The sequence below is a fragment of the Gemmatimonadaceae bacterium genome (assembly GCA_016720905.1).
Lineage (GTDB): Bacteria > Gemmatimonadota > Gemmatimonadetes > Gemmatimonadales > Gemmatimonadaceae > Gemmatimonas.
This window is the reverse complement of sequence record JADKJT010000039.1, coordinates 1-10,501: the sequence shown is the minus strand read 5'-3', so window position 1 is coordinate 10,501 and position 10,501 is coordinate 1. Positions and strand designations below refer to the sequence as shown.

The window sequence follows — 10,501 nt, the reverse complement described above, 5'->3', positions numbered from 1 at the left end:
GCAGCGTACCGCCAGTGCCACCGCAGGCATCGACGCCGCGCGCCCGATCGGATTCGCGATCAGCGACGTATTGTTGGTCGATGCCGGCGCGTCACCTCCGAGTGCAAATGCCGCGCGATGGAGCGAACTACACGTAGCGCCGTCATCCGGCACCTTTCGCGCCGGCGACAGGATCGGCCTGGTGTGGGAGAACTACGACCTGGCTTCGGGTGCCGACGCGAACCGCTACCGCGTGGCGATCACCATCAGAGCGTGTGAAGGGGCGCGCGGTGCCGCGGGCCGAGTTGCGCGTAGTGCTCGACGGCGTCGGTTCACTGCTTCAGCAAGGGCGTGGCAGTGGCGATCGTCTATCGGTGTCGTTCGATCGCAACGTGGCCGTCAAGGCGACGCATGGACTATTTGGCGCTGGACTGGCTGGGCGACGCGCGTGGCGAGTACCAGCTGCGGATGGAGATCACCGACTTGGTTGCCAACCGAAGCGTGGTACGGGACACCCGATTCCGGGTGCAGTAGTCACTGGACTGTACTAGACTGTTGCCTTGCCGTGCCAACCTTCCGAACCGAGAGACGTCCCCGCATGAAGTCGTCCCGCGCCCGCCATGTGGTTCATCCTCGTCACGCTGCTCATCGACGTGGCTGCCTATCATCATTCCGGTCATGCCGAAGCTCATCACCCACCTCACGGGTGTACCATGAGCGATGCGGCACGATGGGGCGGGTGGATGGCCTTCTGGGTATGCCGGCATGCAGTTCTTCTGCGCCCCGGTGATGGGCACTCGGCGACCGGTTCGGTCGACGGGCCCGTGCTGCCTTGCGCGTCGCTGTTCGGCTTTGGCCTCGACTATCTGTTCGTGGCCTTTGCGCCGTCCATCGGTTGGCTCTTTGTGAGCCGCCTGCTTGCCGGTATGATGGGCGCCAGCTTCACCACGGGTGCCGCGTATATCGCGGATGTGTCACCGCCGGAAAAGCGGGCGCAGAACTTCGGCATGATCGGCGCCGTGTTCGGATTGGGTTTCATCATCGGTCCGCTCACCGGTGGTTTGCTTGGCCAGTATGGCCCGCGCGTGCCGTTCATTGCCGCCGCGACACTCGCCCTCGTGAACTGGTTGTTCGGCTTCTTCGTCCTGCCCGAATCCCTCAAACCCGAGCATCGTCGCCATCGACTCGAAGCGCGAACCCGTGGGGATCGGTCGGGAAATCCGTCGCTATCCGGGTGATTTTCGGTTTGATTGCGTCCTTCGGTGCTGGTGCAGATCGCGGCGCACGCGAGTTGCAGAGCAACTGGTCGTATTACACCATTGAGAAGTTCCACTGGACCGAACGCACCGGCCCCTGGTCGTTGGCGGTGGTGGGGCTGGCCGGTTATGTGCAGGGGCGGGCTGATCCGGACGATTCCACGACTCGGGCAGCAGCGCAGCGTCTACCGGATTGACGTTTCTACAGCGTGGGGTTCTTTCTCTACGCCTTCGCCAGTCCACCTGGTGATTTCGCATTCACGGCGATCTATACAGCATGGGCGGCATTGCGGACCGATGCCATTCAAGGGGGCTGATTTCTGGCGGGTTCCGCCAATGAACAGGGCCAATTGCGGGGGCGCTCACCAGCATGATGAGCCTCACGTCCATCGTTGGTCCCTTGTTGATGGCCAACGTATTCGCCTGGTTTTCGGGCCCGCGCGCGCCGTTCTATTTTCCCGGCGCGGCACTCGCGCTGGGTGGTGTCTTGTCGCTTGTCTCGGCGGTCCTGGCGCGCAGCAGCTTGCACCGCACGGCACCGCATCGGTAGTGCGCCGAGAGTCCGACTAGCGCGGCGTGGCGCGTGGAGAGCGCGTCAGGCTCAGTGACGGGATCACGAACCACGTCGCTCGATGCGCGATCACATCATCGTATCCGCGAACCACACTCAGCTCGGGGAGCAGCACGAACGAAGCCCGCCGCAGCTGCACGCCCACAAATCCGCCAATGGTGGGGCTCTCCCGGTCCGCGTCGCGGGTGAGTCGCGCCACCGGCAAATACCGCACGCCGCCATACACCGCAGTTCGTTGCCTATCCGCGCTGGAAGCGAGCACTCAACCCTCCATCGCCAGCGAACCGGCTTTTCACCACTCCCGCTTTCCACTTGCGCTGAAATCGCCCGCGCCCAACGCCGAGCCGTGCGGTCGATGCTGGTAGGACACCACAGCGCCGCTGATGCCCGTGATGCGAAGCCCGACATCACTGCGTTCGGAAACGCCAATGCGCGTTTCCGCGTCGAGGATGGTCATGGGAGTCTCGGGCGGCTCATCCAGCGAGCGATCGCCAAAGCTGGCGGCAAGGCTGATGGTGGTTCGCTGCTCACCGCGAGGCACCGTGGCCGCCGTGGACCCCATGGTATAGGGCAGGCACCCGGCACTGAAGCCGACAAGCGCGAGACCCACGCGCCACACGCGCGCGCGTGATCGCGCGGCATGGGTTGATGGCGTGTTCATGTCTTACTGAAGCCGAAGGCCGAACGCCGACGCGTAGTAGCGAAGCGACGAGCCATTGGACAGGGCCAGCCAATTGCCATTGACGCCCACCGTCAACGCCACGCGTGGTGCGCCGCGGCCGCGCTCCGATGCCGTCCGCCAAGTCCCGCGTGATGGCCGTCGGAGAAGATCGATGGTCGAGCAGCTGCTGGAAACTGCTTCCCCGACCGGCGCACTTCGCCGCCCGCCAGGAAGGCGAGATGACGAACCGTTGGCGCATGCCGGATGCACCGGTGTGGAGCGACACGGGGAGCCGGACGCCGCGAAACCACGCCGGCATCGACCCTGACCCCCGGCCGCCGCGTACATGAGCCTGGCGCGAGGTCGACGCAGCCCAACCAGCAACTCGATCGCCAGCCCCTCGTCGTTCACGTACCGCTCGCGCCCACCATACAGCGCTGGTCCCACGGTGACATCAACCGGAGACATGACGCGGCGCGGCGGCGGCCTGATTCGCAATCGGCTGCGCCGTCAATCGCGCCGGACGGAGATTCCACTTCACGCCGCCAACGCCGCGACGATCACCACCGCCGTTCGTAGCGTTCTGTAGTCGGAGTGGAAACGTCGATGTTCGGCAGCCATGAAGGGACCATACCGGAGTCGGTAACCCTTCGCAACTCGAACATCCGCGAGAACAGTCGGCTACGGATGTACCATGCCGGGCATTGCCGACGCCGCACTCGTCACCTGTCCGGTGAAACAGCGAATGGACGATGTGGCATTCGCGTTCCCCAGCAGCACGTAGTGATACACGCCTTGCGGAAACTCCATGTCGCGCTGGTGATCCCACTGCACTGATCAAGCTGCGATGACGTGATCTGCCGTCCGCTGATATCGCGATCGCCATAGATCAGGTAACCGTCAAAGGCCACGCCAATGATGTGCGACGGACCACCGGCAGTATCCACCATGGCCGTCACGCATGGCGGCAACGCATGGTAGTGATACGAACCCATCGGCGTGGGATGGCCGTTGCAGGCATCGAGAAACGCGATATTCTCACCAGCCGTGTTTTCTACCGCTGAAGTTGGACGCCATCGCGACGGCTGACGCCGTCGCCTTCTTGCCCGGATTGAACAACGCGGCTCCCGAAATCATCACGCCAATCGTGCCGAGACTGGTGGACGTGGGCGTTGCGGCCTTTCTGGGATTCAGCGGGATCTGGAAATCATAGCTCTGCGCCTGCGTGGGATCGGCGCCGGCATAGGCGCTCGCCGTACCGGGCACGCGCACTCCGGAAGCGGCAGCGCATACTGCAACTGGCGCGAGTGGTTCGGAATGCCATTCGACCGGTAGCGCATGGTCCCTTGGCAAAGGACACCGTCACGTTCGCGCCCGCACTTTGGCCGTCTGCAGGCCGGGTTGGGTCGATGCGGTTTCGCTGGTCGTATCCGTGGAATCGGCTGACGTCACCTTGTCGGCGCAGGCCGCCGCCATGAGAAGGTCAGGCCGCACACGACACGATGTTTGCTGAGAAATTCGATGGAATGCATAGGGTCTCCGTGGTTCGGGTGTGTTTGCGTCTTGGACAACCGAGCCCTGCGGACCATTCCATACATCTTTATCACAATCGCCAGCCGGAGACATGGAATGAACCGGCGCGTTACGTTGTCCATGATGGGTGCGCAAGATCCCATCCGCGACATCCGTCCCCCTCGGACGAGGAGCTGCTGACACGCGCCAGACTCGGCGATGCCGCGGCCTTTCGCACGTTGGTCGAGCGATACCAGTCGATGGTGGCGTCGGTGGTGATCGGCATGCTGGGCCGTGGCGCCGATGCGGACGATGTGGGTCAGGAGACGTTCATTCGGTTCCATGCCGCACTCAAGGACTTCCGCGGCGACGCGACACTCGGCACATATGTGCGTCGCATCGCGATGAACCTGTCGCTCAACGCGCTCAAGCAACGGAAGCGCTTTCGGTTGCGGCTGGTGAGCCGCGACGCGTCACCGGGATCACTCGCCGAACCGACGGTGAGCGCGTACGATGCGGAAGGTGCCGAGCGGCGCGACCTGGTTCACTGGGCGGTCGCGCAATTGGGCGAGAAGCAGCGCCCGGTGGTGGTGCTCCGCCTGCTGGAAGAATTGTCCACGAACGAAACCGCTGCCGCGCTGCAGTTGCCGCCGGGCACAGTGATGAGCCGACTGGCTCGCGGCATGGCCGAACTCGAGCGCCTGTTGGCGCCGTATGTCACAGGAGGGTCTGATGCGTGACGACCAACAGGACATCGAGCGAGCACTCTCGCGCTACCGCGCACTGCGTGGTGCCGTGGCGTTCGACCCGGGATTCGCCGATCGGGTGATGACGCGACTTGCCGCGCCGCGTCGGTTCGCGGACGAATTGCAGACAGTGTTCTGGCGACTGACACCACTGGCGGTGGCCGCCGCGTTGCTGCTTGCCACGATGAACCTGTTGAATACGCGAACGAGTCAGCAGTCGCTGGTTGATCGCGTGCTGGGCATGCCGACCGTCACGGTCGCCACCGTGTATGCACTGGATGGAGACCTCAGTGCCTGGGGGAAATAGCGCATGAAACTCGAAATCAAATCCGCCGCCATTCTCATCACGACACGCTGCTGCTGGGCATCGTGATTGGCCTGGTTGGACAAGGCGCGTTGCAACGCGCACGCGTGCCGCGCGGCGCGCCACCACGGCGTCCGCCGGGATTCGTGGCGCGCATGGAAGAGGTGCTGCAGTTGCGCGCCGAACAGCAGGCCACGGTACGTCCGATTCTCGAAGTAACGGCCGACGCCAATCAGCGGGTGATCGATGCGGCGCATGTGCAGTTGCGCGCGGCGCTGGATTCGATGAGCCGCACGCTGGCACCGCTGTTGGACGAAGCACAGCGACAACGTCTGGCGGAACGCGTGCGGGAATTGCCGGATCCGTTCCGACCGCCGCCACCGCGGGATGGGCAAGGACCACCGCCTCGGGGTGGACCGCCTCCCGATGGGCCGCCGCCCCCCTCTCCGTAAAAGAAACCGCCGCGTGCACGAATGCACGCGGCGGTGTGTGCACAGCGAGTCGAGATAGCGACTAGCGCCCCGGCAGCGGCGGCAGGGCCGGTCCCAGTCGACGGGAGTTGGCCGCAAGCCACGCGCGCTGCTCGTCGGTGAGCACCGCGTTCAATGCCACGCGCAAGGCGGCGAACGCCGGGGCCAGCCGAGCACGAATCGGACGGCTGCGCTCGAGAATCGCGATCACGTCGGCTTGCGACGCGCCATTGCGCCGCGCTCTCATCGCTTCACGCGTGATCGCCGTCAACGCCTCAAGATCGGCCTTGTTGGCTTCCTTGAACCGTTCGTTGATGGTGCGGATGGCGGCCTTCTGCTCGGCCGTGAGCTGGAGGCCGGCCGGCGCGCGATCGAGGAACCCCGCGGCCGCGGCACCCTGATCGGCCGTTTCGAGCACGGCCTCAAAGGTCGGCTCGTCAGACGCAGTTTCAGTGGGCGCACCACCGCAGGCGGCCAGGAGGAGCGCGGTGGCGAGCAGAGGAAGCGTTCGACGGAACATGGGACGGTGGCTGAAGGTGGAACGAACCGCTGGAGGCCCATGTCGGCCCCGGGACTACTGGAGTATACGACTGCCGGTAGGGAACGTTAAGGAGCCCCCGTGACGGACTCGAGCGTAGTGAAAGCAGTAAGGGTAGGCCTCTAGCCATATCCTCGATTTTCGGTTTTTATTCGGTACTCAATACCCCCCATGACCGCCCCCCCCCTCGCCCTCCCACACCCCCCCAGCTCCTCGCCTCCGCTCCTCCGGGTCAAGTCCCTCCGCACGCAGCTCGAAGCCGTGGTGGCCGGTGGGCGAGCCGCAGGCATCCCGTGGGCCACCGGCATCACCCCGCTCGATGCCGCCTTGGGCGGCGGCATCCCGCGCGGCCGCATTACCGAAGTGGTCGGAACGCTTGCCTCCGGCAAAACGGCACTGCTTCGCCAGGTCGTCTCGCGCGTGCTGCGCACCGGCGGCTGGGTGGCGTGGATCGATGCGCGTCGCACCCTCGCTGCCGCGCCATGGGCCGGACTGGGTGAACGACTGGTGATGGTGCGCCCGCGCGACGGCAAACGCAGCGCGTGGTGCGCCGATCTTCTGCTGCGCAGTGGCGTGTTCGCCCTGGTCGTCATCGACGGCGCCCCCGCGCTGTCGCGGGTGCATGGCGTGCGACTCGCGCAACTCGCCCGCGAACGCGATGCGGCCTGTGTGGTGCTGCAACACGAGGCGCGCCCCAGTCGCGTGAGTGGTGCGGTGCGGTTGCGACTCGAACCCATGTCGGCCAAACCGCTTCCCCTCCGACGACAACGCACCGAGACCCAAAACATCATACGCGGATTTTCAGTGGTCGTGGAGAAAGGTGGACCCAGTCGCAGCGTTCGATCAATCGAGGTGAGCAGTGGCATCGTCATGGCGCGTCGCGTGTGTACGGATTCCGAGATTCCCGATCGGCGCGGCGTGGCACGCGGCACGCGCCGTCCTCGGGCCGCTGTCGGCGGCAGCACCGACGACGCCATCGGGCACCCCATCACCTGGGGCGGACTCGGCGTTTCCGCACACGACGACATCCACACGCCCGCGACCACCCATCGCGACACAACTCGCCCTGGCGTTCGCGGAGCAGACGAACATCAGTATGCCCCGCCACTCACCCCGCGCGAACGGAGTCGCGAACGCGAACGGTTCGATCGCACCTTCGACAAACACACCCGCGACTGGACGCGCTATCGCGGACGCAAACGCGCCGGCGAATCGTCGTATGGGAAACCCAGTAAACGCGAACGGGCGCGTGAAAAAATCGGTGTGGCCATCGGGTACCACAGCGCGCGCTATCCCGGCGCCCCCCCCGCACTGGGACGCGTTGCCGAGGGCGCTCGCCGATAACACGCGACTGCGCGCGGTGTCATTGGCGGCCGGACGCGCCGGGGTGCGCGCCGGCATGACGTTGCCCGAAGCGCAGGCGCGCTGCGCCACGCTCGACGTGCGCACGTGGGACGATCACGCCGTGAACGATGCGGTGTTGGCCGTGACCACCGCGTTTCTCGCCGCCAGTCCCCGCGTCACTCCCGTGCAAGGCGCGCCGGGCATGTGGTGGATTACGCCAGCGGCTTCGACGCACTGGGTGGTGAAGATAGCTGGCGCGCGCCCTGCTGTCCATTGCGCAACGCTGGCACCCCCGATGCCCGCGTGGCCATGCCGATTCGTGCGTGGCCGCGCGCGCTGCCAGGGCGCCACAGGCGCGCAGTCGTGCGGTACGTGAGCGCGATCCACTGGCACTCCCCCGATGGCATCACCTGCATTCCCAGCGGACAGTGCGCCACCTATCTCGCACCGGCGCCGTTGGGGCTGGTGCCCATGGACGACGAATTGCGCGACGCACTGCGCGCGCTGGGGCTGCGTACCGTGGGCATGCTCGCCTCACTCGCGCCCGGTGACATTGAACGACGCTGGGGCGCCGAAGGACTCACCGCATGGCGACTGGCACACGGTGACGACACGCGACGTCCGGGACTCGTGCGGGTGGAAGCCACGCGCAGCACCAGTGTGGAGTTACCGGCCGCGGTGGAAAGCACCGCGCCGGTGTTGTTCGTGTTGCAGCGCGCAGTTGATCGACTGGTGCGCGAACTGGTGAACGACGGACGCTCGGCGGCGGCCGTGTCGGTCACACTGATTCTCGATGCGGGGCGACAGGCCACTGAGGACGTGGGTACCGACGGTCACGATCACGACGCATTTCCCGGAAACATCGAGCGATGCGCCGATGGCGGCGGGCGCGCACCGGCATCGGCACCACACCGCCAGTGCTGCGGGCACCGCGCGAAACCGTTGAGGCCTCATCGCTGCTGTCCATTCCACAACGCAGCATCACGCGCGAAGTGCGTCCGGCGCGACCGCTGGCGCGACTCGAGCCCCTGTTCGATCAATGTCGCGCGTTGCTTGAGCGTTGGGTGATCCCGGCACCGACTGGCATCACGGTGGGGATCTCCGGCCACCGCACCACCGGCCGCCGATCAGGCGATCTGCTGGTGCCCCCATGGCGCGACGCCGCCATGAACGCCGAGTCGGTGTTCGCGGCGCTTGCGGGCCGCGCTCGATCCGGACAACGCGGGCGATGTGGTGGCACGCGCCGCGGCGGGTGACGGGCACAAACCGGAAGCCACCGGACAGTGGACCAGCGCCGATGCGATGGCAAGCCGCCGCGCCGGTGCCTGCCGCATCACCGACATTATCGCAGATACGGTCAACGCGCCTGCCGTGCTGCGATTACTCGACACACCCGAAGTGGTGGATGTCGAAGCGCCACGCGGTGTGCCCGCCGCCGTGTGGTGGCGGGGACGCCGGTTGTCGATTGCCCACGCCGATGGACCGGAACGATTAAGCGGCGATTGGTGGCGCGCCGATGCGTTTGCGCGCGACTACTGGCGGTGTGACGCCGAGGGCGAAGGGGAACTGCTGGTGTATGGCGAGTCCGCGGTGACGAGTGCGATTGCCGCGCCCATGCAGTGGTTTCTGCAGGGGCGGAATGATTGAGACACGGACGTCACCTCTGCGCGCACCGTCGCACGTCCTCAGCCTAGCGATGTGTCATCGTGCGCCGCAGCTTCGGAAGCCGCCTTTGGCTGCGCCCCATGCCCATCGCCCCCACACGGAGCTGTACTCGCCATGCGTCACGTCGCCATGCGTCACGTCGCCCTTCGCCACACGCTGCACACCGCACTCTGCCTGACGCTGACCGCTGTCGCAGTCTCGGCGCAACCAGCGAAGAGCGGACTGACGCGACTGCTGGAAACGGAACTGTCCCGGTTTCCCGCGCGGGCTGGCGTGTACGTCAAGCACCTCACCACCGGCGAAGAGGCCTTTTACCGAACGCCGACGATGCGTTCAGCAGCGCCAGCATCATCAAGCTGACCATCATGGTGCGCGTTCCAATTGGTTGATCAGCAGAAATCAACTCGATGAACGGGTGCAGATCCGACGCGCCGATTTGCGTGACGGCTCGGGCGTGCTGGCAGTACCATGACCTCGGGCAGACGCCAACCATTCGCGACTTGATCACCGAGATGGTGATCACCAGCGACAACACCGCCACCGACCTGACGGTGACGAAGGTTGGTGGCGTGGACAGCCCGAACGCGTGGCTCAGGTCGTCGGGGTATACGCACCTCAGCATGGTGGCGCGCGGGCATGTCTACCGTCGCAAGATCCTGCGCTTCGTCAACCCGGCACGCTGATTACCGCTCGTTACCGCGGAAGAAACCACCGGACTGGGAATACGCCAGCAGGGCGACCCGCTGTTTGACCTGTACGCATCACTTTTCACCGGCGAGCGGGCCTGGTGGGTGGCGATGGTGCGTGATCCGGCCAACAAGAAGATTCTGGCGGACGGCCGGTATCGCCTGCCCGTGCAGGATCATGCCTACTGGCTGGGCGACATGAATCCGCGCGAAACTGGTCGGTTGCTGGAAGCCATCGAACGCGGAACGATGACCTCGGCGGCGAGTGCCGCCACGATGCGAACGATCATGGGCGGCAGCAGGCTTACGCACGTCGGATTCCGCAGTTTTCTGGACGTGCCGGTGGCCCAAAGACCGGCGACAGCCCGGTGATCGCGAACGATGTCGGCATGGTGTACGCAATGATCGGGCACCGTGATTTCACGTCGCCTTCAACGGCATCACCGGATTCCTCGTGAAGAAGAAGATATGACTTGGTCGCGTGTCGCGCCAGACTGACTATTTCGATGGGCCGGTGGGCGCGCCAACTGTTCGCCGTTGTATGGACATCACGACCTTTCCCCACCGCCATGCACCTCACGGATATTCCATTCCGGCACCGTCACCGACGACGTCCAGCAACCGAGCATCCGGGGCGAATTTCTGTATCGCGGCAGTGGCGCACGCGGTAATTTTGGCGCCGTGCGGGTCCGATGGTGAGTATTCAGCCGGTTGCGTGGCCGACCATTGGTGCGCGAAGGGTTATTCTGCTCTGGTCTCGCGGGGCGAG

General features: G+C 65.4%; 16 protein-coding genes and 1 pseudogene. 11 read left to right on the top strand and 6 right to left on the bottom strand.

Going from position 1 to position 10,501, the window contains the following annotated elements; translation table 11 throughout:
* Window positions 1-599 precede the first annotated feature (599 nt).
* Window positions 600-1,785 (top strand): annotated as a pseudogene (locus IPP90_23805) (TCR/Tet family MFS transporter).
* A gap of 16 nt (window positions 1,786-1,801) precedes the next feature.
* Here the strand turns inward: IPP90_23805 and IPP90_23800 are convergent.
* The 5 genes from IPP90_23800 to IPP90_23780 all read right to left on the bottom strand — a co-directional run bounded on the left by IPP90_23800 (window position 1,802) and on the right by IPP90_23780 (window position 3,733).
* The gene (locus IPP90_23800; GenBank protein ID MBL0173655.1) at window positions 1,802-2,068 is read right to left on the bottom strand and encodes a hypothetical protein; all 267 of its coding nucleotides are present in this window, start codon (window positions 2,066-2,068) and stop codon (window positions 1,802-1,804) included.
* 30 nt (window positions 2,069-2,098) lie between these two features.
* Entirely contained in the window at window positions 2,099-2,467 is a 369-nt protein-coding gene (locus IPP90_23795) for a hypothetical protein (protein ID MBL0173654.1), read from the bottom strand.
* A 3-nt stretch (window positions 2,468-2,470) separates the two neighbouring features.
* The gene (locus tag IPP90_23790) at window positions 2,471-2,935 is read right to left on the bottom strand and encodes a hypothetical protein (protein ID MBL0173653.1); all 465 of its coding nucleotides are present in this window, start codon (window positions 2,933-2,935) and stop codon (window positions 2,471-2,473) included.
* Window positions 2,936-3,189: 254 nt separating this feature from the next.
* The gene (locus tag IPP90_23785) at window positions 3,190-3,579 is read right to left on the bottom strand and encodes a YHYH protein (protein MBL0173652.1); all 390 of its coding nucleotides are present in this window, start codon (window positions 3,577-3,579) and stop codon (window positions 3,190-3,192) included.
* Window positions 3,506-3,733 carry a hypothetical protein gene (locus tag IPP90_23780; protein ID MBL0173651.1) on the bottom strand — a complete coding sequence of 76 codons (228 nt, stop codon included), beginning with the start codon at window positions 3,731-3,733 and terminating at the stop codon, window positions 3,506-3,508. The genes IPP90_23785 and IPP90_23780 overlap by 74 nt, the downstream gene beginning before the upstream one ends.
* A gap of 485 nt (window positions 3,734-4,218) precedes the next feature.
* Here IPP90_23780 and IPP90_23775 point away from each other — a divergent pair, with 485 nt between their 5' ends.
* The 3 genes from IPP90_23775 to IPP90_23765 all read left to right on the top strand — a co-directional run bounded on the left by IPP90_23775 (window position 4,219) and on the right by IPP90_23765 (window position 5,481).
* Window positions 4,219-4,719, top strand: coding sequence for an RNA polymerase sigma factor (locus IPP90_23775; protein MBL0173650.1), 501 nt, complete (start codon window positions 4,219-4,221; stop codon window positions 4,717-4,719).
* On the top strand, window positions 4,712-5,032 hold the full coding sequence (locus IPP90_23770; protein MBL0173649.1) for a hypothetical protein: 321 nt from the start codon (window positions 4,712-4,714) through the stop codon (window positions 5,030-5,032). The genes IPP90_23775 and IPP90_23770 overlap by 8 nt, the downstream gene beginning before the upstream one ends.
* Before the next feature lie 62 nt (window positions 5,033-5,094).
* On the top strand, window positions 5,095-5,481 hold the full coding sequence (locus IPP90_23765) for a hypothetical protein (protein ID MBL0173648.1): 387 nt from the start codon (window positions 5,095-5,097) through the stop codon (window positions 5,479-5,481).
* A 61-nt stretch (window positions 5,482-5,542) separates the two neighbouring features.
* Here IPP90_23765 and IPP90_23760 read toward each other — a convergent pair whose 3' ends face one another.
* Window positions 5,543-6,019: a Spy/CpxP family protein refolding chaperone gene (locus IPP90_23760; protein ID MBL0173647.1), complete on the bottom strand. Its 477-nt coding sequence runs from the start codon at window positions 6,017-6,019 to the stop codon at window positions 5,543-5,545.
* 189 nt (window positions 6,020-6,208) lie between these two features.
* Here IPP90_23760 and IPP90_23755 point away from each other — a divergent pair, with 189 nt between their 5' ends.
* The 7 genes from IPP90_23755 (at window position 6,209) to IPP90_23725 (ending at window position 10,104) form a co-directional block, all read left to right on the top strand.
* A complete protein-coding gene (locus tag IPP90_23755) occupies window positions 6,209-7,381 on the top strand; it encodes a hypothetical protein (GenBank protein MBL0173646.1) in 1,173 nt (390 codons plus the stop codon).
* Window positions 7,359-7,757, top strand: coding sequence for a hypothetical protein (locus IPP90_23750; GenBank protein ID MBL0173645.1), 399 nt, complete (start codon window positions 7,359-7,361; stop codon window positions 7,755-7,757). Before IPP90_23755 ends, IPP90_23750 begins: the two co-directional genes overlap by 23 nt.
* The gene (locus tag IPP90_23745) at window positions 7,754-8,449 is read left to right on the top strand and encodes a hypothetical protein (protein ID MBL0173644.1); all 696 of its coding nucleotides are present in this window, start codon (window positions 7,754-7,756) and stop codon (window positions 8,447-8,449) included. Before IPP90_23750 ends, IPP90_23745 begins: the two co-directional genes overlap by 4 nt.
* A 126-nt stretch (window positions 8,450-8,575) precedes the next feature.
* Entirely contained in the window at window positions 8,576-9,028 is a 453-nt protein-coding gene (locus tag IPP90_23740; protein MBL0173643.1) for a hypothetical protein, read from the top strand.
* 132 nt (window positions 9,029-9,160) lie between these two features.
* Window positions 9,161-9,406, top strand: coding sequence for a hypothetical protein (locus IPP90_23735; GenBank protein ID MBL0173642.1), 246 nt, complete (start codon window positions 9,161-9,163; stop codon window positions 9,404-9,406).
* Between the two features lie 80 nt (window positions 9,407-9,486).
* Window positions 9,487-9,729, top strand: a complete 243-nt coding sequence (locus tag IPP90_23730) for a serine hydrolase (GenBank protein ID MBL0173641.1) — start codon at window positions 9,487-9,489, stop codon at window positions 9,727-9,729.
* 117 nt (window positions 9,730-9,846) lie between these two features.
* On the top strand, window positions 9,847-10,104 hold the full coding sequence (locus IPP90_23725) for a hypothetical protein (GenBank protein ID MBL0173640.1): 258 nt from the start codon (window positions 9,847-9,849) through the stop codon (window positions 10,102-10,104).
* Window positions 10,105-10,501 lie beyond the last annotated feature (397 nt).